This window comes from Corynebacterium flavescens (assembly GCF_008693105.1).
GTDB lineage: Bacteria > Actinomycetota > Actinomycetes > Mycobacteriales > Mycobacteriaceae > Corynebacterium > Corynebacterium flavescens.
Window position 1 is genome coordinate 24,788 of sequence record NZ_VXKK01000037.1, and the last position, 25,976, is coordinate 50,763.

Sequence of the window (25,976 nt, forward strand, 5' to 3'; positions counted from 1 at the left end):
CAGCCCGTCATAGCCGCGTTCCAAATGCGGAGATCAATCCGCTCATGCCGCGCTACCATGCCCGGCTCATTTCCGGCTGCCACTCAATCTCCAGCCTAAAATCAGGGCCAGGCGCATCCACCTCAATCTGAATCGTCCCCCGGTTCCCATCCACCGGAATTGGCTCAGGCCAGAACGGTACAACCTGCGAAAAGTCAGGTAGGCCAGCCAAATTAGTGACAGACCGGCGCGCCGGGTGAGAATCGATTACCCACCCGTCTGCTCTGTGTGGCACAGTTTGCCAGTCGTCTTTATCTGTGAGCCGGATCTTCACCCCACTATGCTGGCCACTGACAATGAACTTAGGCCACACGTCCTGATCCCCATCAACAGGGATTTGCACCGCACCAAACGGCCCCGCCTGGGTGAGCACTATGCGCTCCTTGAAGCGCTTAGCAGTAGACCCGGAAAGCTCCAACACGACAGAAAACTTCGCATACGCCGACGAGCCCGGGTTCTGCCCCCAATCAATCTGTGACACCTTCGACATCCGCATCTCCAGCCACCGGTGCCCAAACTCGGCAGACGTGATGCAGATAGAAACCGGCTTAGACCCGTCACCCAAAGCATCTAGGATGCGATTCACGCCGCCGCGAATATCCCCACCTTTAACGTGCAAGTCTAAGGTCATGTCGTTTATTTGTGGGGCAATCCCCCGCCACGTCCCGCTCGCTTCATCCCACATGTGTTTCTTTGCGAAGCCCTGCAACCCGTCCGGCACCTCCCGAAGGAAGATACCTTCACGGTCGATCCCCGGGCGTGATAGCGGTATTGGCTGCCCGTTCACACCCCAAATGGTAATGCGGAACATCCGCTGTCGATACTCGCTCATTTGCTCCTGCTTCCTAATCGTTTATGCGTTTGCGGCCATACGACGAAGGCCGTCCATCACGTCATCCTCTACCTGCGTCGTGACATTCACAGGGCCGGTGAACTGCGTACCGATGGTGGTCGAGTCACCGCCGCCAATAGAATCCAAAATGCGACGAGTAGCAGCCTGATAATCAGAATCAGACTTCTGCTTCTGCGAAGCCAGCAATGACTGGCCCGCACTATCCACAGCACCGGGCACCGCCCCAGACTCGGCCAACTGACGGGCATACAGCCCATCCACCACTGTCTCTGGTAAGCCATCAATCCACCCACTAGAACCGCCCTCCGAATCACTGTCATTAAGCGCGTCGATAATAGGCCGCATCAGCCCCGTGGTCAGCCAACCATCCTCCACATTCAGCGATGACCACTCGCCAACCTCGTCGCGTGTCAGACCACCAAACCCGCCCGAGTTTGATCCCAAGCTCATGCCGTCAGCCGAGTTCACACCCCAGCCGGAACCACCAATCGACATGAGAACCGACTTATCCCCACCCAGCTTGCTATCAATCCCAGCGAGCTGCTTATTCTCCTGCTGCATCTCATCCAACTGCTGCTGAAGAGTTTGTTGCATCTCTGCCAGCTTGTCGGCCTGTTCAGATGAGCCAACACCTAGCTCAAACTCCTTCTTCGCCTTCTCCAGCTCGGCGGCCTTCTCACGCCGGTCAAGTTCGGCCTTCGCCTTTTCCGTGAGCAAAGCTGCGGCCTCTGCACCGTACTTCTGCTCCATCTGCTTCTTGTAGAGCGGTAGGTTAAACGCCCCGGTGACAGCATCGAACATGCCGGACACATCATCTTGCGAACCGCCGGCCATACCCACACCGGCCCCAGCAATGACGCCGAGCCACATGCCCGCGTTAGCTGCATCGACGCGTTTCTTATCATCATCCGAAAGCTGGTTGTATTCTTCCTTGGCCTGATCCTTGTAGGCGTCCTCCTGCGCCTTGCCCTCCACAACTTTTGTCACACCGGCTACGACAGATCCGATGCCGCCCACACCCAATGCAATAGCAGCCGGCAGTGCCGCGCCGCCGGTGGCGACAGTCATGGCGACAGCGCCAGCGATCTGTGCCAAACCGCCCAGAGCACCGGCAAGACCACCTGCCGTTTTCTGCTTGCCTTGCATCGCCTGCGCCATGGCACTAGTAGAACCGCCGAGCTGGCCTGCTGCCAACGCCGCGGCCTGTGCCATCTCGTTCGTGGCGACGGCCAGGCGCTCCTGCTGAATCTTTGAGATCTCTTGCTGGTAATTCAGCTCATATGTCGCCTGTTCCAACGCAATCTGACGGGAAAACTCCCCACTCGCGGCCTGTGCCCGGGTGAGCTCCAGCTGCTTCTCCGCAATCTGTACCGCCGAGGCAGAGAGGATAGCCAGCCGGTCAGTATCCGACGCTTTTTGCGACACATCCAGGATGCCCTTAGTGCGCAGATTAGCAAGGTCAATCTCTGCCCCCGCATACTGGGTTTGGTAGTCATGCCGTGCCAATGCCAAATCGTATTCGGCCTGTTGCTGTGCAAGCACCTCCGAATGGCGGGCATCTGAATTATCCCGCTCCAGCTCGCGAAGCTCACGCGCCGCGTCGAACGCCTTCTGCTTCGCGCTCATATCATCCAACTCGGCCTGCTGCTGCGCATCCACTACGGCATTAGCATGATCCATGTTGTCAGCCATGAGCTGTAGATTCTCAGCCATGCGACCGAACCCATCCGAGATGGCCTCAACGAATGAAGCTGCGGCCTTAATCGGAGCCATCTGCAACGCCGTGTTGTACTGCAACTGTGCGTTCTTGACCTCCATGATGGCGGCGGCCTCGGCATCACGAGCTTCGGTTACTTCCTCCTCCGCGTCCTTAATTTGCTCCGCGGCGGTGACCTCATTTTCCGAGGCTTTTTCCTTCAGCTCGGAGATCTTCTTCTCGGCCTTTTCGATGGCCTCCTGACGGCGCTCTCCATCGCCGTCCTTCTTTACCTCCTTGTTTTTTGCCTTGTCGAGATCTTTGTATGCTTCGGCGAGTTTCTCTGCGGCGTCATCTTCAGATTTGGTGTTCTTACTCCGCAGTTTTGCTAGCTTCTCTTCAGCTTCTGCGATGTCCTGCGCCGCATTCTTCCGGTCGGCCTTAGCCTCACCCAGGCGGTTGAAGGCGTCGATAGTGTCATCATTGACACGCAGCCACACATCCCAGTTCGGGGTTTTAGCATCGAGTGCGGCTTCTACCTGTGCGGTGATTCCTTGCTGCCCGAGCTGTTGCTCTAGCTGCTTAGCGATGGACAGGATCTGATTCGATGAGGCGCTACCAAGTTCGTCACGGAATGAGTTTTGACCCACAAACGGGTTCATGAAGTTCATCGCAGACGCTGCCTGGGCTCCATACCCGTACTGGTTTGCGAGTGCCTCTACCTGTCCTCGATTTCCTCCCAAGGACTGCCCAACTGTTACCGACGGGGCGTTAGACGCCAGCCCTGGGGCGTGGAAAATACCAGATGTAGCAGTAGGTGCCGATGCTTTGCTGAAGCTCGCTTTCTTCCCGCCGCCAACACCGGAAACGCCACCAAACGCGTCGATGTCAAGATCGGTGCCGTATCCGTCAGTCTCGCCCAGGTCGCCACCTTCGTTGCCGATCCCGCCGCCTTCACCGGAACCATCATCGGAGCCAGGCAGGTACATGAAATTAGTGAACCCGCGCCCGTCGAGGGGGCCTGCCGCGCCACCAATCGTAAAGCCCTGCCCGGTACTGCCACCCGACTCGATGAAAGTACCGTCAGGCAGCATCATGGCGGTGTGCCCGTTAGCGCCCCCGCCGTAGTCATACCAGCCAACCACAAGCTGATTGCCATTACCCCGGCCCGCTTCGAAGCCCTTAGCTGCCAGCCACTGGCCCTCATTAACGGTGGACATGCGAGAGTCGAAGGTGTCCAGCCCGAGCCATGTGTTTACTGTGGCGGCGATGGCGCCGGAGCAGTCAAACGCCGATGGTGAGAACCCGCCCATGACGTAAGGGCCGCCATTGAAGCCGGAGAGCTGTCCAATCACCTCTTCAGAGCGGGCGCGCCCACCATCAGCATAAGCGGGAAGTTCCCGCGCTAGGGAAGCAAGGATAGCCTGCGGATTATTAGCGTTGATAGCCGCCAGAGTGCGGTTATATTGGTCGGACGAGTCACCATTGACCACCCACTCGCCCTGATCGACGCGGGCGATGGGCATGCCATTACCATTCACGCCGAGGAAACCATCAACCATGCCGGTGCCCAGCCCCGTGGTCGGCAGGCGATACCCGCCGGCTTGCGCCCCATCCGCATATGCAGGAAGAACACCACCATCAGCGAACCGCGATGTACCGCTAGCAGAGCCACCGAAGAAGGTCTTGACACTGTTCCAAGCGCCCTGCATCTTCGCAATGAATGTCGTGGTGCGGCTAGTGGGCACCGAATCAATAGAGTTCCTGGCGTTCGACGCTTCTGTTCGAACCCGCGACGAATCGCCATCCATAATTGACCGTGTGCTGTGGTCATTAACGCCCTGGAGCTGCGAGTGGGCATCGGATACCCCAGCGTCGAGCAAGGATTTTTCCAAATCTGCCGATGGGTTTGCAGATTGCTGATTCAAATATTCAAGATCGCCCCGTGCAATGTCTCCATTTGCTAGAAGCTGGTCAATCAGCAGCTGAGCCGTTGGGGACGGCTCTTCAATGTCTAGCTCGTCAAGAAGCGACTTTGCGGACTCAACCCCCAATTGAAGCGGGGTGTCATCCATGATCGTCTCAATGGTGATAGACGAATCATCAATCTCAGCCATCTTCGTCGTGATGTCATCAAACTGGCCCATGATTTCATCACTAGGTGCCGTCACCTTGTACTGGATTGTTTCACCAGCAGAGTTCTTGATCTCCTCGTACTTAACACCGAGCTCGTCCATGACGCCGAGAACAGCCGGGTCTGGCGGGTCGATATTGATAGTCGCGCCCTCCTCCAAGGGATAGAGCGCGGCCCACACATTGCCCAGCGATTCCACTGCTTCCGAGGCACCATCTAGCTCAACAAGAGTGGTAACCACCTCCGGGACTAGGCCATAGGACTCAAGAATCTTCGACCACTGGTCATCAAACTCTTCACCAGTCAAACCCATCTCGTCACGCAGCGAGGAGAGCTGCGGGCCCATCAGCTCCCAGATGCCCTGTGTGTCACCGCCGCTGTTGGCGACGTTCATTAGCTGCTCGGACATGTCCCCCAGGGTGGAGGACAACGCCTGCGCGTTCTGGTTGGTGTAGTCCAGCTTCTCACCATCGAAAAGCCCCTCACCCAAAGGATCATCCGCAGTAGCCAGATCCCCTACCGATGAAGCGAGTTCATCAATGGCCTTCGCTGCCTCCATATTGGCCTCGTCAGCTGTCTGCGACATCAGCCCCATAGCCTGCATGGTGGACTTCAGGGCGGATAGTTTATCGTCAGCAGATGCGGAAGAATCGGCCAGCACATCAATCCCGGCGGCGGCCTGCGCCGCGGCTGGATCTAGGTCGCGAGCGGCGTCGACAGACTCCAAGAAGCTAGTGCGGGCCTTATCCAGCTGGTAAGCGGCGTAATTTCCACTATCACCAGCACCGCGAAGGCTAGACATCAGCCCGTCATATTCGGTTCCTCCCTTGGCAATGACCCCACCTAGGTCATTCATGTCGATGCCGAGATCCTTGGTGGTGTCTTTCAGCGTGCCGAAGGACTTCTCCAGCTGTAGTGAAGCTTGGTTCTTGTCCCACCAGGAGGCGTTATCCTCGCCGAGGAACTTCTCTACCCCATCAAGCGAGGAGAATAGGCCAGATGCCTGCTCACCCATCGACGTGTAGGAGGACACAAGCCCCTGTGCGACCTTCGCCGCGTCCTCCATCTCCGCAGTGCCCAGCTCCTTTGTTGAGCCGGCTAGGGCGGCGTTAAGGCGTTCCTGTGCATCGGCGGCTTCTTTCGTCGCAGACGAGTAGCTTTCCTGCGCTGCCTGTGCTTTCTGGTGTGAGGAGATCATCTCGGACACGGCATACCCGGCGGCAGCCAAGCCAAGGCCCATGGGGCCGCCGAGGAAGTCGAGGAGGTCTTTAGCAGACGTTTTCAGCCCAGTGAATGCGGCAGCGCCGACGCCCTTCATTGTGCCAGCCATGGACGTGACGGAGGCCTGTACGGTGCGGCCCATGACGGTGCTCATGGTGCCGATGTTGGAGATCGATCCGCTGGTTTCGATTGACGCGATGGCGGCGGCGTCAGCCATTTCCCTGTAGGCGGATGCGGTTTGCTTCAGTGGTGCGGATGCGGCGGCGTAGGAGGTCGCCATGCCGGACACGTAGCGGTTGTTGGAGGACTGCGCTACTTCAACAGCAGCACCAAAGCGACTAACTTCCGTCCCCGCCTCCGCATACTTGGCGCGAAGCGTGCCCACGTCCTTATTAAACGTCGAGAAGCTAGTCTTAGCGTTCTTAAACGGTTCCAGGATCTTCTGCCCCAGATCCGTGCCCAGCGCCATAGATGCCAATTTCACACCCATGATGGCCTTCGCCGCTTCTTGCAAAGGCGCAGGGAGGCTATTCCACGCATCCACGGCCTTGCCCGCAGTATCGACGCTTAGAGACAGGGCGGATGCTGCTGTGCCCGCAAAAGATTCGAGAGCAGGGGCGGCGGCATCAATCATATCCACCGCAGCGTTGCCGGCGCCTTCCAGTGATTCGGACATGTTATCGAACATGCCCAAGTAAACGTCCTCCATCGTGTTCTGGAGGCGCTCCCACACGCCCGGCAAGCCCTGGGTTTGTGCTGCTGCCACCTCCGCCGCCTGCCCCTGGCGAGTGACGGCATCACGCAAGGTTGTGAAGCCCTCCGAGCCTGTTTGCGCAGCGATACCAGCCATGCGCATAGCGTCACTACCGAACAGAGTTGCTGTTGCCGCTTGATACTGCTCGTCGGTCATGGACTCCGAGGCGGTCTTAAGCTGCCCCAGTAGGGACTCCATGCCAACGAACTTGCCCTGCGCGTCATATACGGTAAGGCCAAGTTCCTCAATTGCGGCCTGCGCGGGCTTGCCCTGATCAGTGACAGACAGAAGGGCTGTCTTTAGCAACGTACCGGCATCAGAGCCCTGAATACCGGCGTTAGCAAACATCGCCAAAGCCGTTGCAGTATCATCGATGGACAATCCAAACTGGGATGCGACAGTGCCGGATTGCTGAAGGCCCTGGGCAATGCCACCAATCTCCGCACTCGATGCGTTAGCCGCACCGGCCAGCACATCCGACACGCGGGCCGCATCTTCAGCACCAAGCGAGAATGACTGTAGCGCCTGGGACTGGATCGTCGCGGCATCAGCGGCGCCAATCTGTGCAGCAGCAGCCAACTGCAAGGTACCTTTTGCAGCACCCATGGACTGCTCCACGGTGAAACCGCCCTTAGCGAGCTCAGTCATCGCGGCGGTTGCATCTGTTGCGGAAGTAGCCGTCAAAGAAGCATCGGTGCCCAACTCGCGGGCCTTCTGAGAAACCTGTGCTAACTGGCCGGCTGTTGCCCCCGACACAGCAGACATGGTGTTCATCTCGGACTGGAAATCCATACCAGTCGAGAGGATCTTCTCAAATCCGGCAGCGGCGCTACCAATACCAGCGAGGGCTCCTACAAGCCCAGCTGCAGCGCCCGCCGCGGAGGAGAACATGCCCTCCAGCGGGGCGGCGGATTCGGATGTTTCCCGAACTCGCTCTTTAGCCTTTTGAGCCGACTCCGAAACCTTATCTAGCGGCGCGCCCGACGCTTTAGGCGTTGCATCAGCACTACCCACAGCATCTACCGCCGAAGCAGCAGATTTAGCAGACGAGGAGACCTTATCAAGATTTCCGGAATCAGCCGACGGGCTAACCCTCTTCCCCCCTACCGCGTCGAGTGCCTTGCCCGCATCTTTAGCGGAGGACTCCACCCGGGACAGATCGTTAGTATCCGCCTTAACAGATACCCGCTTCTTGCCCGTCGCCTCTAGCTGCTTATCAACGCTTTTAGCCTTTGATGCGACTTTCTCCATCGCCGCATCAAATTCGGTCGCATCGACCTTGATAGCAAACCCGAGATCTCCAAGGTCAATGGCAGCCACAGCTCTTACTCCTTCACGTTAGGAATCTTCCTAAGGCCAAGGCCACGGGCTATAGCCGTATCCTCACCTAGAAGTCTTACGAGCCGTATTCTGAACCATCTCCACCGGCGGTCAGACAAAATGCCACTGTCAAAATCTACGCCGTAGAAGTGGTGAAAATCAGTCTCGATGTAATCCCAATGTGATAGGAGTGATGCCCAGGTAAGTTTACTTTCATCGACTGCGGGGCCGTCATCAATTTTTTCTGCCCACCATTCGCGCACATACTCGCCGTGTGTTTCAAGGATGAATAGGTCAGGCGGGCCGCCCCCAGGATCATTCTCCGAGTACGCCCCAGGATGCGGGTCATACCACAGATCCGAGTCTGGGGCGTAGGCCCACCCGTCAGGGTCGCGCCTTAGGCGTCCCCACTGGTCTCGCCAGCACCCGTCGGGGTCTCCTGGCTCGGCGGGGTGCCGTTCTTCACGCTGTCCAGTGCTTTTCCCAAGTTACCTGTGCTGAAGTACGCCTTTGCGAGGTCATCACCGATGGTGTACTTGAAATGGATCGCGCTGATTACGCGCTCCATCTGCACGTATGAGGCACCCAAGTCCTTCAGCTCCGCCAGCACACCGCCAGTAATCTTGCCGGTGGTCTTATTAATCTTCGACCCCACGAGCTTCGCCACCCGCGCCCACGTCGCCTGGTTCGAGTCCGCATTCTCCTCGCGGGCCCGTACGACATCAGTCTGGAATGCGAGAATATCCTCAACCGTTGGGGACAGCTCGAAACGCTTGTCCTTGAAGCTGAATGCGATGTCGTATGGTTCTTGCTGTTCTTCTAGCTGCCCGAAGTCAGTCATGCGGGGTGTCCTTCCAATGTGTGAATGATGCTTACCCTGCGCATCTTCCCCCGCAGTGCTTCGCGGTCAGTTATGGAAAAGACCCCCGGCCCCACACAAGGTGAGACTGGGGGTCAACCCACGGAAGATAGTTAGACCCCTAGACCAGTCGGGGCAAGAACTTTCAGCAGCTCCTTCTCATCCATGAGGACAGATGCCTCAGTGGCGCTGCCCTCCTCCACAGAGTGGATACGGTGCGGGGCACACGACGCCTTCAAATCAGAGGTGAAGGTGCGAAGGTCAGACTTGCCGCCACTACCAGAGCTGAAGCTGTTCGTCGCGGTGCCCTCCCATCCCTCGTCAATGTCGGTTCGCCAAACACGGAAGTCTACCTTGCCATACTGTCCGACTTCCTCACCGGAGAGCTTAAGCAGAACCTGATCCTCAGTGAGGAGCGGGAGATCACCCTTACGGGCGTACTGGCCTTCCAGGTTGAGGGTGAGAGAACGGCCGGTCTTTTCCTCCGAAGTCCACTCACCGCTGTCAATATCGGACGAATCGACGGTGGAGGTTTCCACATTGACGTTCACAGACGTAAGACCACGCAAGAACTTATATTCTGCCGGTTCCGCACCGTGAGGCTTGATCTGAGCTGCCCAGTTCCCGTTGAGCTGCTTGTTCAGCTCGCAGGAATTAGGGGCGGCTGCGTACTTCTTTGCTGCCACTTTCTTCTCCTTAGATAGGTGTTGCCAGTACCGCCTCGTAGGTGTCGATGCTGTGCCAGCGATGATTAGAATCCGACAGTTGCGGATCGTTGATGATCCGACGGCAGGATAAGACGGATTGCTTTGCGGTCAGGTTGAAGTCCTGCATATCGTGGAGTAAATCAAATGCGACGGCGGCATCATCCTCCGGGCCGAGCTGGTCATGTGGCGCCCCGCGGAAGCACAGGGAGAACCGCATCGTGGGGTTCGATTCGGATATAGCGTTGTTCATGGTGATGTTAAAAACGCACATGGCCCGGTCTGGTTCGTCTTGCAACTGGAGCATGAAAACGGCGGGCTCGCCCGAAACTTTCGACTGATTCAGGGTAGGGTCGGCACACGCCCCAGATTCGGACAAGTATTCGACGAGCTGGTCTGCGAACCTGCGGTGCTGCGGCGGGCGTGGGTAGGACTGTTGGGAAAACTCGGGCATGCTAGAAGCCTCCTGCTATGTGATTACGGATGATTTGTGCAACCCGTTCTGCGTTGTCATTCCGTGCTGTTTCGAGGTACTTAGCTTGTCCACCTCTTGGGTGGTTCCAGGTGGTTTCCTCATGCTGTCGGCGAATGTAGGGCAGGCCGTCGTAGCGCACACCGCCCGTCACTTCACTGCCTTTACTCACGGGGATTACCTGCGCAGACTGGCGCAAATTACCCGTCTCCCCTAGTGGGGTGAGGGCAACGCTGGCGGCCTCGATTACCTGCGCCGCGCTCGTCACGCCAGCAGCAGCCCCGTTGATTACCTGATTGCGCACTTGGCTAATTTTCAGGTTCAGGGTCATTGGATAGTCACCTCCACATGATCCGGGGTGAGCCCAGTGCCGGTGTCTGCTAGGCGGGCGGTCACAACTTCACGTTGGCGTTTAGCCCCGAACTTTGCAGGTAGAGTAACCACGGAACCAACCGCAGGTATCGGCCCATCGGCAGACCAATTCAGGGTGCCTGCGACTACTACCTCATTCTGGATGTCGGATCCGCCGGCAACAGTTCTGGATTGCATGTTGATGGATGCCTTCACCACCGTTGGCGGGCCATACGTCACGCCCCTAGCGGTGCGGATCTCCTCTCCCTGCAACTCCACCTCATGGGTGAACCACAGGGTCGCTAGTTTCTCACTCATGCTCGACACGATGGCATCACATCCACAGCCACGGGTCGCCGTGAAGCAAACCAGCATCATCGAGGATGAGGCGTGCCCCCGTGGACAATTCCCCCGCCAGTAGGCGCCGGCGGGCGGCCAAGCGCTCACCATTGTCTAGCGTGACGGACGCGCCGTTATTTGAGGAGGAGGACACTAACGCATCAGCAGTAGAACCGCCGGATATGAGCTCCTCGTACACTTCGCCCTGCACCCACGCCAGCACCTGCGCGCTAGTCGCGTCAGCAAACGCGAAGCGGATACGCTCCTCCGTGGGCATCCCCGACCCATCCACATCATAGATGGCGCTGCGGGTCTTAGACCGCATGATCATCGACGCCCGAGTAATCAGAGAATCCAGCACACTATCGGGAATGCCGGTGTAAGTGCCGGGCGGGCCATCATTCGTGAGCTCAGTACGGTCAAGATAGTTCATTTCAACATTCATCACATTGTCCTTGTCATTTAGGGATGGCAAAGGCCGGGCGCGGAACCCCACCCCACATGGGGCACCTAGTTGGGGAACCGGCCCGGCCAGGCCAATCACCTTGCCGACTGTCGGGGCGGCAAGATTACAGAAGGGGCTTAGGCGCCGACGCCGCCGGCGACGGTACCACCAATCACACCCGGCTTAACATCAGCTTCGATAGACACGATGCCGGAGGGGCGAATGACCTTAGAGCCGTAGACCTGAAGGCCACGGATAACATCCCCGAAACGATCCGGGTTACGGAACGCCTCAAGGGTGCGTAGCTGTGACGCGAACGCCAAAGCGCCGGGAACACCAGCGATGATGATTTCACGACCGCCAGTAACCGGCACGTTGGTGGACTGGTAGATATTCAGCCCGAGCTGCGGAATGGCAGAGATAAGACCACTGCGAGCCACAACGTCAGTACCAGCCGCGTCGGCCTGGGTAACACGACGGTCGGCGATGAGAGCGGAACCGAAGTTCGGGCCAACAACAACCCATCGGGCCGCAGTGGGGGCAGATACCTTGTTGAGCTCCAGCGCGAGCTTGCGGACAATATCCCAAGCCGTAAGCTGTTCATCGGCGGGGCGGTAGAAGTCCGAGCCGTCAAACACGGGCTTAGAGCCCAGCTTGGTGCCAGCGCCCGCCTTCAATTCGGCGGCAATGTCCTTGTCTACTACGTCGGCCATACCGCGCCCATGCTCCTCGGTGGCAGCGCCCTGGAAGTCGCCGGTGGCCTGCTTCGCATCCACATCGGACACGAGGAAGCCGTAGTACTTTTCCTTGTCCATGACCAGCTTTAGCTCGGTCGTGCCGATCTCGTCATAGACCAGATCCTCGGTGCGGTTGTGATCCTTGATCTTCGCCGCGCCGATAGCGTTGATGGATACGGTGTCGCCAGAGTTTTGAAGGATGGGCTGAAACTTGGTATCAGCGATCCCGGGCTGCGCGTAGACGAGTGCCTGCTGATAGGGCACCTCCAGCGAGGGGGCCCAAAACTTGGGAACGAAACTTGCAACGGTCATTTACTTCTCCTTGAAAAGGTGATCGAGTTTGCCCTGCTTGTTCAGCTCGTAGATTTCGTACTCGTTCATCTTGTCTACATCTTCGAGCGTGTAGCGGTGGGCAGAATTGTCATTGGGGGTTGGGGCGTTCCCCGAGGAGGTTGGGGCGACCTGCGCCCGCAGTTTCGGGGTGTTCTCCACCGCCTGCTCCACAATCGCCGTCACCTGGGCGGCGTAATCATCAGCAGTCGGGTCGAGAGCAGCGAATGCTTCACTGCCTCGCACAAAGGGGACAGTGAGCGTGGGGTCTGCCTTGGCCTTAGTGATGGCCTCGTTGAGGGCGGTGCGGCGAACTAGCTGCGTGTACCGATCCTCCGATTCCTTGGCCTTGGTTTCCCACTGCTTGACGAGCTCTTCCGGGGTTGGGTTTTCGTCTGCCAGGCCTATTGCCTTAGCCACGCTGCCCTTGTATGCCTCGAAGTCGGATTGCAGCTTTGCAGATGATTCTTCCTGCTCACGGAACTTAGTACGCCACTTTGCGGCCTCCGCGTTCAGCTTGGAGATCTTCGCATCATAGTCGCCCTGGTTCTCCTCGGGCTTGGTGACAGCATCCGCGGTGTTGGTAAGCTCCTGGCCTGCCGTGTCCGTAGTCTGTTGATGCTGGTTGCTTTCGCCCTCGGTTTGAGTCTGGGGTGCTTCCACATTGCTGCCGTCGTTGTGCTCGTTTTCCACTGGTGTCTCCTTTGTGTCCGGTTTGGCGGGGGCGCCTGGCCTCCCACTCGCAACACAGAATGCACAATTTTGGCTTGCGGTCAGTCGCGGATCTGCTCCCGGTGGCGCCAGCGGGACAGGTATGGGTGAGCATTGACGTGCTGCTTCTGCATGGCGTTCCACTCCCTAATCTTGTTTCTGGCAAGCAGTCGGTCGTGTGGGGTTAGGGCCACGGCTTCGCGTTTACGCCACCTGCGGATAGTGCGCTCGATGGAACGCTGGCGCTGTGATGCCTCATACTGGGCTTCGTTCTGCTCCTCCGAGACGGTGGGATGCGTGGGCTTCTTATCCCCCGCGGTGTAGGCCGTGTCACGGTGTCTACAATTGTGGACTAGAATGCCACTAAGCGCATAGAAACCTAGTTCGGTCTGGAAGTCATACGCATGCCCCCTAAATTCGATTTTCTCGACACTAACCACCTGATCCGCCTCCACAACGCCGGGCACAGCTGCACAGACATCGGCAGGATGTTCGGAGTCTCCCGCTCTACGATAGGGAAGCGCCTCCGAGCAGCCGGAGTACCGCCCATCAAGCCCCAACGAAATATCGACACCGAGGAAGTTATCTCCCTCTACGAGAGTGGGCTCTCCTGCCAGGAAATCGGCCCCATGCTCGGGGCGAGCGACGCCACCATTCGCCGCCGACTCACCAAGGCGGGCATCACCATTAGGCAAGGCCCCTCCTATAGGCGCGGCAACTCCATGGAGCACCGATTGCAAACCGCCCTCACTAACTGTTTCGCCCCAACCCATATCGGGCCAAACGAAACGCACTTCGCCGGTCTCCTTGACGATCTTGGCGTCCGGTATCGGCAGCAAACCGTCATCGGGCACTACAACGTGGACTTCACCCTGGAGGAATTGCCTGTCGTCATTGAAGTCGTATCCGGCGGTGGGGATGCTAACTCGCGTGCCATTAAGTTCGAGCGAAGCAAACTCGTTCTCAACAGTGGCTGGCACCTCTTTGAGCTTCGCCTCACCAGCGATAAAGGATGCCGACCCCTCACCCTTGACGGTGCTGAAAAGATAATCGCCGACGCTAATACTCTCGGCAGTACGCCACCCGCTACTGGTAAGTATCGGGTGTTCAGGGGAGACGGTCGCCGTGTTTCCCTGCGCGGTGCGAATCGTGAACGCTGGGCCGCGATAGGTGCCCTTTGATGCCCCTACTGTCCCGGCAAACGTATCGATGGATTGGTATCCGCCAAGAATTGCGTTCGGGTGGTGGTATCCCTTGCTAATTGCGCCTCGTAGGGTGTCTTTCACTGTCACAGTGACGTTATCGCCCGTGGCTGGGTCTACCAACTCCCTCACACCAGCAGAACCAGAGATCGCCAAAAGCTGATTCTGAAACGGAAAACACTGCGGGGCTGATGCCGGGTGCCATGATGCGCGAACCAACTCCACCCCGGCCTGCTCATAGCCCGCCAAATGCCCCTCCTGTGAGGCCTGATTACGCATCGTCCGGATCGCCATATCCGCGTAGGTGTCCATCCCCCACCGGCGCCCGGCACGGTCGGTGAAGCTCGTGATCCCCCGGTCGGCAAACTTATTTAGCGCGCTGCGCATAGCCACACGTTGATCCACCCCGGCGACCGTGGCGGCCTGAACCGTCGAGGAGATGATCCTGCGGTAGGCATCATCCACAGTGCGCATCACCTGCAACCGTTGGGACATCAAAGTGGCGGCACCCCCGGCGCCCATGGCCTGAACCACACCAACGGTCGATGCTGATGCTACTGCCGGGGCGGTATAGCCCACCTCCTTGAACACGGACATCACTGCCGCCTCGTATTCGTCCTTAGCCAGGCGTAGCAGCATGTCCTGCGACGTGATCCCCAGGCGCTCTAGTACCGCGCTAGTGCGCTCACGCAGTTTCCGCACCGCTGCGGCCCGCACCTCAAGCCGATCCACATCATCCCACAGGGAAAGTTTCACGGCCTTAGCAAGCTCACGCATCAGCAGGATCTCCGCCTCCTGCCACAATTGCAGCAGTCGGGCTGCTTGCCGTTCCTCACTCGTCGCCACGGGCCGGATCCTCATCTAGGCCAATGCCAGCAAACGGGTCGGCGGGGGCTTCTTCCCTGCGCTCCTGCTTGATCTGCTCCACCTCGTGGGTGATCTCCTCCGGTGTCCACTCCGGATGCAGCTTAGCCACGGCACGAACTAGCGAAGAAAGACCATTAGCATACACAGATGAGACGTTAGCGGCGATCTCCTCCTCCGATACCTCAATCTGATCTGGCAGCGACACAATCACCGGATGCTGCGGCGCCTGGTAACCATTCAGGTCAGCATCCATCTGCAACCACGCTGTGAGCAATGACGACAGATGTGCGCGCTCATGCCTGCCTTTCGTCTCCGCCGTCGAACGGGTGCGCTTCGTACGGGCCTTAGTCTCCGTCGCTGTCATCTGCCCCGAGGCCTGCGGATCCATATCCACCGTGAATGGGGAGAGCCCGAGGGCGGAGACGGCCTTGCGGGTGGAGGCGTCCACTAATTGCAGGTATTCTGCGACGCGCATTTCAAATTGGATCTGTTCAAACGTGGCCTTGCCGTCCGGGTCGAGGCCGGGGGCTGCGGGGTAAATATCTCGGAACCAATCAAAATATGACCCCTTGCCTGGGCCCTCCGAATCGAGTAATGATTCATCAATGAACAATCGTCCTCGGGCTGCCTCTACCTCGTGCTGTAGCTGCGACCAGTTGTGATCAATGTTCTCAAACAAGGTGCCGCCGCGGGACACATCCGAGACGGAGTAGTAGCGAAGTAGTGGTTGGTGGCGCCACTCCTGCCGGGGTCGGCCGTTGGAAAGCATGTTGGCGGTGATGCCCTCCGCGCCAGTAAGGATCGTTGTGCCCTCCACTAGCCCGTCTAGCTCCGCGATGTGCTCGGCCTTTGGGTGCTCGGTGAACGGCACGGGCATTCCAATATTGTCCTCCGTGCCCTTGTACAGGCCGTATTCAATCTGCCCCGGTGTGTGGCGCTGCAAGAGTCGGTAAACGTCCTTGCCTTTATCGGCAGGGAACACATCCCAGAATGTGACTGCGGACTGCCGCCCGTTCTCAAACTCGGCCATTCCCCCATCGGCGTCTACCCATTCGATCCACGGGTCGGGCTGCACGGCTTGATTCCACACGACGCGCCCATACACCCAGCCCAACGATCCGGCACGGTACACGGCTGTCCACCAGTCGCTAGAAAAAGAATCAGACGATACAAGCCGGTCTAACGCTTCTGCTGCCTTGGCGTTGCCGGCGTCCTTAGGGTCGAGTGCTGCCGATGGCGGCTTACCCGCCATGAAATCAGCAAGGGCCGTGGTTAGCTGCTCCGCGATAGGTAGATGGTGGGTGACTAGGTGTGAGGTCGGCCGTTCAGATTGGGGTTTGCCCAGAACAAAGCGGGAAGCTGTGCCGACTAGGCCGCCGTTGAGTTGTGAACGGTGTTGGTACGGGGCCTTGTTCTGGCGGGCGCGGCGTTCGTTGATCACGTCGAGGCGTCCGGAGAGTTGGGCGTCGTCCTGGCGGATCGTTTCGAATGCGGGGGCGTAGTCCCGTGGCGGCCATTCCGTGTTGGGTGCTGGCATTGGCATGCTATCTATTCTCCCTGCGGCTGATGATTCTGGTTATCAACCAGCAGGTTTACAGCTTCGGGGCGAGCGGTCAGCCAGACATCCCTATACGCTCCAACTACTCCGGGCGGGTCTTGTTATCAGGCCCGTAAATATCGGTGTGCAACAAACCTACCGGAATACCGCGGGGTTTCACTGTTTGCTTCCCGGCAGACCACCCGACAGTTTGCGGCCCCCTCGGTTGGTTGGATATTTCCAGCAGCAGAACCATCCGGGCCATCGAGGTTATGAGGGGGCCTTGTGCACCTCGCAGGATTCGAACCTGCACTGAACGGAACCTAAATCCGTTGCCTCTGCCGTTGGGCTAGAGGTGCTTCGGTAGTTTCCCCAGCGCCTTGCCGCGTGTTTCCACTACTCCACCGGAGAGCGTGACTTAAGTCAGAGGCCACCGGTTTGGCTCCCCGGGGAGGCTCTAGAAACCCAACTTCCAACATTGGTGGCCCGGATCGTCACCCTGCACGAGCGGTAGGAGTCGAACCTACATCTAACGGTTTTGGAGACCGCCGCTTTAACCATTTAAGCTACGCCCATCGACACCCGCGTTTTACGCCCGCAGGTGACGGCGTGCAGTCGAGAGGCGACGGGGATTAACCCGGAGGCGCATATCACCGCCCGGCACCTACCATCTATAGCTGGCGGTTTGCCGTTTTGTGCATGTCGCCCTCCGCTACATGCCCGTCCCAGGTTACGCCGGGAGCAACGCCCCTAAGCACCGGGGAGGTGGCGCGTTACCGGCCCCATGGTTAGCGGGAACCGGTACGGCTGTGTAGCAAGAACAAAGGATTCTAGACGGGAACCACCCCGCTTACTCCCATTCGGGAACCCAGATCTTTACCACGTGCTTCGTGCGGGACTCGAACCCGCGACCCATCGGCTCTACCAACTGAGCTAACGAAGCGACCATACCCCTTGAAAGGAACACTATTGGCCGACACCCACCACAAGCATCGGCCAACAAGTAGTAGTGTACTACACCCTGTACCAGTACAAGATTTTGGTGTGAGGCGCAGCGCCCGTCTACCCGCAGAGACTTCAGGAATGCAGGAGCACCAAATACTGGTGCAGGACGCTTTGCCAGGAGCATCATCACAAACCTGTCGGCTTAACGCCTCACCCGGGAAAGTATGCGCGGCATAGTGTGGCGGTCAGGCAGCCAGACGAGCCGCCTCAACATGCTTACCCCACAGGCGGCGGGAGGAGAACACCGCATAGCGCAAAGCGTCACAGTGATCGTCATCTTCTTTCACGGGGGCATCCTTACCCCGCTCGGTGGCCTTCGCATCCCACCGGTAGCCCGGGATCTCATCAATCAGCCGGGGGCATTCGCGGGCGATAGTCAGCATGCCGCCAGTCAGGAGGGACTCAACTGTGCGGATACCGTCCACAACACTGTTTGCTGCTTTGACGGTGTGGATACGCCGGCGGCGGAGCTCCTCATGGAATGATGCGGCGGCAGGATCGATGTAGAGGGCCTTGGGTCGGTTGGGGAGCTCGTCTAGCCACGCCTGTAAACTATCAGCCAACTCCATGTCGGTTAGGCGTGTACGCCCACCCAGCCCGGTGGTTTGCGGCGACCATTCATGAGTGATCTGCAGCCTATCCCCCACTACCGACAAGGCATACCCGGCACTGGGGTGATTCGTGCCGTAGTCCACACCCACAGCCAGGACAGTGCCCTCGTCCCTAGGGGTGACCATCACATCCTCATCCCACGATTCATACACAGCGCCTTCTGCCGCAGCCCACTGGCCTTGGATCATGCGACGGAAAAACACCCCAGAATATGATGCGCGGGTGCGGGCACGGTAGGCATCCGTCAACCCCGGATTGTCCTCCATCGTGAACAAGCGCGAGTAGGTATCCGTAGCTACTGGATCGTCAATGAACCGGCGTTTCAGCCAATGCGCCGGGGTCGCAGGGTTAGTAGTCGCCATCACCCTCGGCGGGCGAGGATTACCAACGGCACGCATACGCGACCAGATCATATCCCACACCGACTCCGGGCATAAGGTGAGCTCATCGTAGAAAACCAGCTGATACGTGCCACCACGAATACGCCCCTCGGCCCCAACATCATTCACCCCGACTATGAGCACATCACGCCCGAAGATTTTAGCCACAGGCTGGCGGCGACGGTAGGAGATGAACGGGGCGGCGGTAGCAAAGATAGGCATCGTGAGTAGCGGCTCAAACACATTCTGATAGATAGTGTCGAGGCTTTTGCCCATGATGACAATGCTGCCCGATGGGCCGGCCTTCTTAATCTCCCCCAGCATCATGAGAAGCCACGCGATTGTCTTGCCCGACGATACCGACCCATACCAGACATTTAACGACTGGGTAGAGTACCGTATCGCCTCAATCTGCCCAGGGGAAAGCCTAAACGCCACTATCCGCAACCTCGCGCTGAATGCTATCCAGCAAACCGGCGAAGTCCTCACCACCAGAAACTTCCACATCCATCTTGATAGCCCCGTTCACTCCCCACAGCTCCGCGATCTGCTTACAAATATCCGCGGAGAGTTTCACGGCCTTCAGGTCGCCCTTCATGGCCTTATTCCAGCACACCATGTGGAGTTTGTTTAGGCGGCGGTCGAGCTTCTGGAATACTTGCCGGGCCTGCTCAGGCCTAGTCTCATCCATGGCCTTCTCGTAGTCAGTGCGGACAGACTGATACGACACGCCGAGCTGTTTAGCGATCTGCTCAAACGTGGCCCCACCATCGTGCAAGGCCACGACTTTGTTGGCGCGTTCGCGGCGCTTCGGGGTCATTCCTCTGGCAGTCATTTTAGTTCTCCTTGTGCTCGGTTTTGTCAGTGGTCTGTGGCATCACGTGACCTATGCGGTGGGTGTATGCCCATGTGATTGATCCATCGTCGAGGTGTAGTGGTGTTGTTTCTGGGTGGCATGGGCAGGTGCCGTCGTCGGCTACGATGTGTCCGGAGTCGGCGGGGTAGATGTGGAAGATTTCGCAGCCGGGGGTTCTCCATGCGCATTCCCAGTCGATACCATCATCATCTTCTTCTTCGTCCTCTTGTGGGTCTGCTAGGTAGTCGTATACTTCTTCTAGGAGTTCGTCGGGGTCGAGGGGCTCGTCCTCCTCGTCGTTTTCTTCCTCGGGTGTGTAGGTGGGGGCGCTATCCCATTCAGCACCCAGTACTTCTAGCGTTTCGATGGTGGGTTCATGGCGCCGGTTCCACCACTGCGCGGCTAGTAGGGTGTTGATGCCTAGGCTGAAGCCGAGGGCGAACAGTATGTGCTTCATGCTGCCTCCTGGTGGTTCTTTGGGGTGGTTCCTTGCCATACTCGTTGTAGGCCACTGTGGCGGGACTTTTGGCGGCTGTTTCTAACCCCAACCATTTTGATTAGCCCGCGGCCGGCCCACACGCTAAATAGGCTTCCCCAGGCGTTGGGGTGGTGGGGTGTGATGTGGTCGGGTATGAGGGCTCGCACATCGTCGTTGGTGAAGGGGCGCCCGGTGTTGGCTAGGGTGGCTATTGCCCGGTCGGCGTGTGGTGTCCACTCCCCCGTGGGTGTGGTGGCCTTGTAGTAGGGGGCCTGGATGAGCTCTAACTGTTCCATGCCCCGCAGTGTGCGGTTTATTGCTCCGCGGTCGGCTGCTCACCAAAGCTAACCGATAGCCACACGCCGGAAGCATAAATAGCGACGGTGGAGTTCCTGGCAGTGTAAAGGTACAGATTACCAACCCCGTCTATATCCGCGTGTGTTGCCTCTTTGTGCTTGTTCTCGAAGGTGAAGCCTTCTTGGCCGTTTGATTTTACGATTGCGAACTTCATGTGATTCTTCTTTCTGTGTTTGGTTTCTAGTTGCCGGTCATGAACACGACTGGGGAGGTGACGCTAGTTTCTGCGGCTGGGGTTTCTTCCCCCGCCCCGTGGTCGAGGAGGTATTCTAGAGCTTCTTCTGGGCTGTCGAACTGGTTGGCATGATTCAGCCATTGGGATGCTAGGTGTGGGGGAAGCTGCAGACTGACGTGGATGAAATCGTCGTAGGGTGATTCTGTGGGCTCCTCGGCGGGGATCTCCTCCTCCTGCATGCCGGCGAGGAGGTCTGCTAGTTCCCCGTCGGTGAAGCCCGTGCCGTCGAGGTCTGGGAGCCAATCTAATAGGTCTGTTAGGGCCTCGTCGTTGTAGGTGGAACCATCCGAGGTTTTGTTGTCTACTAGGACGAGGCGGGCGGCTTCTTCCTCCCCCACGTCGATGACGTAGCAAGGAACCATGAGGTGGAGTGCAGTCTCGCCTGCTTCTTGTGCTTCACGGTTCAGCTCCCGCATGGCTGTGAGTGTGTGCGACCCCGCTAGTACTTCCCACTCGGAGCTGGTCTGCGACCCCACATTAACCAGCAACGGCTTGTACAGACCATGCGCCCGCAGGCTGTCCTTCAACGCCGGGATATTGCCCTTGCGGGCATTACGCCCGTACTCCCGTAGCTGCTCTATCGGTAGGAGCTCCAACGCCCCATCGTGTGTGCTCATAGGTGCCATGCTCTACCCCACGGCCTCGCGGTCAGATTCGTCCAAACCAAGGTCGGCCAATGCAACCTCACCTAGTCGAGTGGTTGCCTTCTTCCTATCGCCCTTGCAGAAAACAACAATGTCCTGGTGGATACGCCCCATAGTGCGAGTTCCATTAAACATGCGTGCCGCCCTCAACCGCACTGTGCCTACCGGGTTCACCAGCACCATATCGTTTGAATACAGCCATCCAGCCGGGGCGGCGTTGATCATGCAGCGCTTCATATCCCGCAAACCACCATCCTTACCTCTGACGGGGCCTACTACGAAGGCGGCGAAGCGATCTTGTTTCAGCGCCACATCTGCCTTGGCCAGAGTATCGGCCATAGCTGCGTCAAACTCCTCTGTGCTTAGGTTCGACAAATCATTCGGATCATCGCTGTATGTTTCTAGGTCATAGTATGGAGGGCAGCCGATTATAAAGTCGAACGTTGCTGGATCGTGCTCACCTAATGTTTCGCGACTATCTCCTACGATCCATCGAGTGGCTCCCAATCCCCCGGTAGAGTTTCGCCGTTGATAGTCATACCACTGCACCTCGTTTGCATCTACCTGCTCTTGGCGCAGTTCGTGACCTACATATTCACGTCCTAGCGTGGCAGAGACGATACCGCGCACGCTTCCGCCCGCCCATGGGTCTAGTATTTCGTCTCCTGTGGTGCTGAACCATGTTAGGAGCAGTTCTGCTAGAGCCGGATCGAATACGCTAGTACCCTGCCCAGCTTTGAGCGGCTTGAGCTCTCCGGCGTGCTTCTCTTTGATCTGTTTGTCCGTCAGCCCTGGTGTTTCCTTCAAAGCCGCATTTTTCACTTCGTACCAGTTTGAGTAGAGGTCTACAGCGTCGGTGTAAATGAGTGATTCTGCCCTCCCCTCTCGGCTCGCTATTCCTTTCGCCATCCATGCCTTTTTCCGGGCCTGCCACCCACCCCTAGTGGTGTTGATTACGGTGAATGGGGGTACTCCGAAACGCTCGGACAGGGTGGCGTTAGCTTCAGCTTCACTCACAGCATTTTCCTGTTGCGTATCCCCCGCGGAGATTTGCTGCTCTATTAACTCTTCTAGCTCTTCCAGATCGTTCTCCACATAGCCAGTGCCATCCAGATCGTCCCCCAGGTCGTTAAGCAACTCGGCCAGCACTTGCTCGTCATAATCACCCAGATCGGCAGTACGATTATCAGCCAGGACAATGCGGGACGACCGATCGTCATCGACATCAACCATCCATACCTCTACCTGTTGCCAGCGGGTATCTTGCGGGTTTTCTTCCGCTAATTCGCGGATAGCTTTCACTGTGTGATTGCCGGCCAGGATCTGATTTTCTTTGCCGGTGTAAGTGCCACGGTTCACGATGACGGGGCGAAAAACCCCGTTGGCGATGATGCTGCCCTTTATGGCGGCGACATCACCGCGGCGTGGGTTGCGATGATAGTTATTGAGTTCTGCTAGGGGGAGCGTTTCGTGATGCCCAATGTTTCCTGAGTCTGTTTGCTGCATGCCCGGCAGGCTATGGGGTCATGCTGGGCGGTCAGGCAGCAGCTTCTAGTTTCTTGTAGTGGTATGCGATCTTCGCGGCCAGGCGGTTGAGGATGCTAACACCCGTGGTGCTGCAAATATCCCCCACCATCCGGTTGCTGGAATGCAATGCTTTCGCTGTTGCCGTGATACTCCCATAGTGGTCTACCAGTGCACGGGTTTTTGCTTGCAGTGATGGTGTTACTTTTCTCCGCAGTAGTGGTTCGAACTTCTCCTTGTGCAAGCTCGCCACAGCCTCCTCGGCGGGGTTGTCAATGTCATCCCAATCGGCAGGCCGCGGGTAATTCTCGCGTTCGGTCTGCCTACTAACTTTTACAGCCGCGTCGTTTTCATGCGCGGCGTAGTAGGCCCGGATCTTCTCGTCCGTCTCCACACTCGTCCACTGATTTCTCTGCTCCGCGATGCTGTGTAGGAATGTTCGACTTAGGTTTACTTCCTTGCCTATGCGGGCGTATGTGAAGCCAATGGCACGTAGTGCTTTCAGGCGCCGGGATAGTGGCCAGGTGGCGCGACGCCAGGGCGACACTGTTGGTGTTTCTTTCAATGCCTGTAGCGTCCTCTTCTGGAACCTATCACGCCGGTGTTCTCTAATCTCTCTCGCAGTCGAGGTGAAGATAATCCCACTGTGCTCCATGTGTTGGTTAGTCCACCCGCCAGCAATCAGCCGGCTGTATTCTGCGTTCACTTCATCCCACGAGACGAGTTGGTGGGCGATCCCAGTAGCACGAGCGTGATGCAAGCACAATCCGTCGTAGCCCTTGCCCAGCGTTGCCCTATTGCAGGTGGGGCGCTTGCAGATAGAATTCATGCCAGCACCTCGAAGTCACGGTGGCGGCGCAGTACACGCCTCTCAAACGCGAGGCGATGCACCTGGTACCGGGCTGCCAGCACATCTAGGGCCGCGGCCCTGCTCATGCCACGCACCTCCGTGAAGTGACGCCATTCCGCATCGAATAGATCTGGGGAAAGAGCGCGCTGGTGCGCGTAGTCGAGTACGTTGGCGCGGGTGACGAACACGGAATGTCCGCGCTTCGTGCAGGGAAGCAACCCTGTAGATGTAGCTTTTAGCAGCGTGTCGTACCCTATCCCAGACCACTCTGCAGCCTGACGAATCGTTATCAAATCACTCATTCCTGCCCCTCCTTAAGTAGTTGTTGTAGTGCAGCTGCGCCTTGGGGTGGGCATACACCGTTGCCGATTGCTTTAAGCTGTTGCTGACGGGTAAGGCCTGGCACTTCAGTTACCCACCCCGCAGGTAGGCCCATCATCCACTCAGCAAAAGCCGGATTGAGCAGCGGTTTAGTCTCTGGAAAGCGCGAGCCAAAAATCTCTTTATCCACATACCCAGTGACTACATCCTCAGTGACAGGCGGCGGCGCACCATGAATCAAAGCCCACGCTAAGATGCGCTCTGCCGTGTCACCCCATCGGCAATGAATCTCGTACTCGATGGCATCTCCACCAACCCCGGCCAGTGCGATGTCACGGTAGTGATCCCCGGCGACTTCCGCCTCCGGTCTGCTGGCGAATCGCTCCGCTTGTGGTCGCTCGCCGTTGGGGTAGGCAAGAATAAACAGGCGCTCCCGGTGGTGCGGTGCGCCGACCTCGGATGCTCGTAGAGTTGCCCATTGTGCATCCCACCCGATTTCGGCAAGATCGGCGAGGACGGAATCAAATCCGAGAGTAAGGTGGCCTGCGACGTTTTCCAGGAATGCGAATCGGGGTCGTAAAATCCGAATGGCTGTGAGGACATGAGGCCAGAGGTGGCGGTCATCGTGCGTTCCTTTCCTGTGTCCTGCCTGTGAGAATGGCTGGCACGGATACCCGCCGGTGATGATGTCTACCTTGGGCACTTGCCCCCAGTCCATAGTGGTCACGTCCCGGAAATTGGGGACAGCCGGCCAATGGTGGGCGAGGATCTTTGAGGGGGCATCATCCCACTCACAGAACCACGCGGGCTTAGCCCCCATAATCTGCTCGACAGCTAGATCGATTCCTCCGTAGCCACTGAAAATGCTGCCAATCGTGAGCGTCACTAGGCCACGCTCCTTAGCAGTTTGATCATTGCGTCGAGGAATGCGTCACTGCGGTAGTGCACGCCCTGCGATGCCAGGTATGCGGCCATATCGGCGCGGGCATTACTGCTTGGCATCGGCTCGCCCTTTCATGCTGGCGCTCCCGATATAGAAGCCCGGCAGTGAGCACTTACGCAAGGTGTCTGCCGCCCAGTCGCCGTAGGCGATGAGTGCGGAGCCGGTGCCGGGTGAGCCGGTCGGCGGGGCGTCCTTGTCCCCGCGGTGGAACTTGATGCGCCCGGCGAGGAACAGCGTAGCGTCTGCATCGGCCATGGCCTTTTGGAACCAGCGGGTGTCCGTCCTGTTGGGCACCAACGCTATGGCGCTACCAACCGCGTCTGCGGATAGCTGCGAGCACTTCCCTAACCACTTCTCAATGCCCGGGCCGTACGGCGGATTGCACCACACACGGCCGACCCACGGTGACGTAAGGCCGTCCTCTTTGACAGTGAGGTGATGCGAGGCCGGGACATGGGTTAAGCCCTTGCCCGGGCTGCACGGGTCAAGGTCAAAGCGGGCGCCCAATCGCTCAAACACCCACGCCGGGGTAAACCACTCCACACTGTCACTGACCGAACTCTCGTGAACGAAACCAGAAGTCATGCCGATACCTCCTGTGCTTCAGCAATCGTGTCCTGCATAAACTCCCCCACAATGCAGGCAAGCATCTGAGACAAAGAAATCCCATGTGAGCGAGCCACCCACCGGCAGTGCTCAATGAATGGCTTAGGCAAACGAATAAGAAAACGCTCCAGTCGCCCGTCGTAAGCAGGCACGCTTTGGGTGAGGAAACCGCGACTACCGTCTAGGACGTAGCCCATAATGGCCTCTAGTAGCATGCCGTTCATGGACACGCCCTGCTTCTCTGCCATGCGATTAAGAACGGGGCGCCAGCGCGGAGGCACGCCGATTGAGCAGCTTTCGAGGCGCATGCAGTCTTGCCCTTTTAGCCGGTTGAGCTCGCGGTGCATGCCTAGTAGTTTTTCGAGGTCTGCCAGGTTGGTGGATTCTGTTACGGGTTTGCGAAACTTATTCGGCATTATCTGCTCCCTGACCTAGCAGCGGGCCGCGGCTAATGAGCACATCGCCCTTGTAAAACTCGCCAATGAGTGTGCCCGTAGGGTGGCGGCGGAGCGGCAAAAATGTGATGCCATCTCCTATGCGCACCGGGTTTGCATCTTGAACATCCATAATTGTGATTCCTTTCTGTTGTCCTGT

Annotated in this window: 26 protein-coding genes, 3 tRNA genes and 1 pseudogene; 1 reads left to right on the plus strand and 29 read right to left on the minus strand. The window is 58.1% G+C overall.

Features of this window, described 5'->3' with window-relative positions:
* Positions 1-52 precede the first annotated feature (52 nt).
* The 11 genes from F4V60_RS09170 to F4V60_RS12980 all read right to left on the minus strand — a co-directional run bounded on the left by F4V60_RS09170 (position 53) and on the right by F4V60_RS12980 (position 13,738).
* Positions 53-871 (minus strand): hypothetical protein, encoded by an 819-nt coding sequence (locus F4V60_RS09170; RefSeq protein ID WP_075730303.1) that lies wholly within the window; start codon positions 869-871, stop codon positions 53-55.
* Positions 872-892: 21 nt separating this feature from the next.
* A complete protein-coding gene (locus tag F4V60_RS09175) occupies positions 893-8,017 on the minus strand; it encodes a phage tail tape measure protein (protein WP_075730304.1) in 7,125 nt (2,374 codons plus the stop codon).
* A 397-nt stretch (positions 8,018-8,414) separates the two neighbouring features.
* Entirely contained in the window at positions 8,415-8,858 is a 444-nt protein-coding gene (locus F4V60_RS09180) for a DUF7426 family protein (RefSeq protein ID WP_075730305.1), read from the minus strand.
* Positions 8,859-8,989: 131 nt separating this feature from the next.
* Entirely contained in the window at positions 8,990-9,562 is a 573-nt protein-coding gene (locus F4V60_RS09185; RefSeq protein WP_075730306.1) for a phage tail tube protein, read from the minus strand.
* Positions 9,563-9,572: 10 nt separating this feature from the next.
* A complete protein-coding gene (locus F4V60_RS12975; protein ID WP_075730307.1) occupies positions 9,573-10,034 on the minus strand; it encodes a phage tail terminator protein in 462 nt (153 codons plus the stop codon).
* A gap of 1 nt (position 10,035) precedes the next feature.
* Positions 10,036-10,383, minus strand: coding sequence for a hypothetical protein (locus F4V60_RS09195; protein ID WP_075730308.1), 348 nt, complete (start codon positions 10,381-10,383; stop codon positions 10,036-10,038).
* Positions 10,380-10,721, minus strand: coding sequence for a hypothetical protein (locus tag F4V60_RS09200; protein WP_232315915.1), 342 nt, complete (start codon positions 10,719-10,721; stop codon positions 10,380-10,382). Before F4V60_RS09200 ends, F4V60_RS09195 begins: the two co-directional genes overlap by 4 nt.
* Positions 10,722-10,737: 16 nt before the next feature.
* Positions 10,738-11,187, minus strand: a complete 450-nt coding sequence (locus F4V60_RS09205) for a hypothetical protein (RefSeq protein ID WP_075730309.1) — start codon at positions 11,185-11,187, stop codon at positions 10,738-10,740.
* Positions 11,188-11,324: 137 nt separating this feature from the next.
* Complete coding sequence (locus tag F4V60_RS09210; protein ID WP_075730310.1) at positions 11,325-12,236, minus strand: phage major capsid protein; 912 nt, start codon at positions 12,234-12,236, stop codon at positions 11,325-11,327.
* Entirely contained in the window at positions 12,237-12,947 is a 711-nt protein-coding gene (locus tag F4V60_RS09215) for a hypothetical protein (protein WP_075730311.1), read from the minus strand.
* Between the two features lie 80 nt (positions 12,948-13,027).
* Positions 13,028-13,738: a phage minor capsid protein gene (locus F4V60_RS12980; protein ID WP_366246742.1), complete on the minus strand. Its 711-nt coding sequence runs from the start codon at positions 13,736-13,738 to the stop codon at positions 13,028-13,030.
* Between F4V60_RS12980 and F4V60_RS12985 the strand changes: the two genes are divergently transcribed.
* Complete coding sequence (locus F4V60_RS12985) at positions 13,688-14,146, plus strand: DUF559 domain-containing protein (protein ID WP_366246743.1); 459 nt, start codon at positions 13,688-13,690, stop codon at positions 14,144-14,146. The two genes, F4V60_RS12980 and F4V60_RS12985, sit on opposite strands and share 51 nt — an antisense overlap.
* A 66-nt stretch (positions 14,147-14,212) precedes the next feature.
* Here F4V60_RS12985 and F4V60_RS12990 read toward each other — a convergent pair.
* The 18 genes and pseudogenes from F4V60_RS12990 to F4V60_RS12545 form a co-directional block, all read right to left on the minus strand.
* Positions 14,213-15,028 (minus strand): annotated as a pseudogene (locus F4V60_RS12990) (phage minor capsid protein); the annotation flags it as partial.
* Positions 15,000-16,577 carry a hypothetical protein gene (locus F4V60_RS09225; RefSeq protein ID WP_075730312.1) on the minus strand — a complete coding sequence of 526 codons (1,578 nt, stop codon included), beginning with the start codon at positions 16,575-16,577 and terminating at the stop codon, positions 15,000-15,002. The pseudogene F4V60_RS12990 and the gene F4V60_RS09225, both read right to left, overlap by 29 nt.
* Before the next feature lie 280 nt (positions 16,578-16,857).
* Positions 16,858-16,930 (minus strand) — tRNA-Leu (locus F4V60_RS09230).
* A 143-nt stretch (positions 16,931-17,073) separates the two neighbouring features.
* A tRNA-Trp gene (locus F4V60_RS09235) sits at positions 17,074-17,147 on the minus strand.
* Between the two features lie 308 nt (positions 17,148-17,455).
* Positions 17,456-17,514: transfer RNA gene (locus tag F4V60_RS09240), tRNA-OTHER, on the minus strand.
* A gap of 247 nt (positions 17,515-17,761) precedes the next feature.
* The gene (locus F4V60_RS09245) at positions 17,762-19,060 is read right to left on the minus strand and encodes a PBSX family phage terminase large subunit (RefSeq protein WP_346283568.1); all 1,299 of its coding nucleotides are present in this window, start codon (positions 19,058-19,060) and stop codon (positions 17,762-17,764) included.
* Positions 18,996-19,403 carry a helix-turn-helix domain-containing protein gene (locus F4V60_RS09250; RefSeq protein WP_075730314.1) on the minus strand — a complete coding sequence of 136 codons (408 nt, stop codon included), beginning with the start codon at positions 19,401-19,403 and terminating at the stop codon, positions 18,996-18,998. The genes F4V60_RS09245 and F4V60_RS09250 overlap by 65 nt, the downstream gene beginning before the upstream one ends.
* A 1-nt stretch (position 19,404) precedes the next feature.
* Positions 19,405-19,881: a hypothetical protein gene (locus tag F4V60_RS09255; RefSeq protein WP_075730315.1), complete on the minus strand. Its 477-nt coding sequence runs from the start codon at positions 19,879-19,881 to the stop codon at positions 19,405-19,407.
* The gene (locus F4V60_RS09260) at positions 19,878-20,198 is read right to left on the minus strand and encodes a hypothetical protein (RefSeq protein ID WP_075730316.1); all 321 of its coding nucleotides are present in this window, start codon (positions 20,196-20,198) and stop codon (positions 19,878-19,880) included. Before F4V60_RS09260 ends, F4V60_RS09255 begins: the two co-directional genes overlap by 4 nt.
* A 17-nt stretch (positions 20,199-20,215) precedes the next feature.
* A complete protein-coding gene (locus F4V60_RS09265) occupies positions 20,216-20,413 on the minus strand; it encodes a hypothetical protein (protein WP_075730317.1) in 198 nt (65 codons plus the stop codon).
* A gap of 26 nt (positions 20,414-20,439) precedes the next feature.
* A complete protein-coding gene (locus F4V60_RS09270) occupies positions 20,440-21,111 on the minus strand; it encodes a ParB/RepB/Spo0J family partition protein (RefSeq protein ID WP_075730318.1) in 672 nt (223 codons plus the stop codon).
* Between the two features lie 12 nt (positions 21,112-21,123).
* On the minus strand, positions 21,124-22,644 hold the full coding sequence (locus F4V60_RS09275; protein ID WP_075730319.1) for a ParB N-terminal domain-containing protein: 1,521 nt from the start codon (positions 22,642-22,644) through the stop codon (positions 21,124-21,126).
* A 31-nt stretch (positions 22,645-22,675) separates the two neighbouring features.
* Positions 22,676-23,491: a hypothetical protein gene (locus F4V60_RS09280; protein WP_075730320.1), complete on the minus strand. Its 816-nt coding sequence runs from the start codon at positions 23,489-23,491 to the stop codon at positions 22,676-22,678.
* On the minus strand, positions 23,488-23,814 hold the full coding sequence (locus F4V60_RS09285) for a MerR family transcriptional regulator (RefSeq protein ID WP_075730321.1): 327 nt from the start codon (positions 23,812-23,814) through the stop codon (positions 23,488-23,490). Before F4V60_RS09285 ends, F4V60_RS09280 begins: the two co-directional genes overlap by 4 nt.
* Positions 23,811-24,719 carry a DNA cytosine methyltransferase gene (locus tag F4V60_RS09290; protein ID WP_075730322.1) on the minus strand — a complete coding sequence of 303 codons (909 nt, stop codon included), beginning with the start codon at positions 24,717-24,719 and terminating at the stop codon, positions 23,811-23,813. Before F4V60_RS09290 ends, F4V60_RS09285 begins: the two co-directional genes overlap by 4 nt.
* A gap of 102 nt (positions 24,720-24,821) precedes the next feature.
* Positions 24,822-25,361 (minus strand): DNA N-6-adenine-methyltransferase, encoded by a 540-nt coding sequence (locus F4V60_RS09295; protein WP_075730323.1) that lies wholly within the window; start codon positions 25,359-25,361, stop codon positions 24,822-24,824.
* On the minus strand, positions 25,358-25,798 hold the full coding sequence (locus tag F4V60_RS09300) for a hypothetical protein (RefSeq protein WP_075730324.1): 441 nt from the start codon (positions 25,796-25,798) through the stop codon (positions 25,358-25,360). The genes F4V60_RS09295 and F4V60_RS09300 overlap by 4 nt, the downstream gene beginning before the upstream one ends.
* On the minus strand, positions 25,788-25,949 hold the full coding sequence (locus F4V60_RS12545) for a hypothetical protein (protein ID WP_157105733.1): 162 nt from the start codon (positions 25,947-25,949) through the stop codon (positions 25,788-25,790). Before F4V60_RS12545 ends, F4V60_RS09300 begins: the two co-directional genes overlap by 11 nt.
* Positions 25,950-25,976 lie beyond the last annotated feature (27 nt).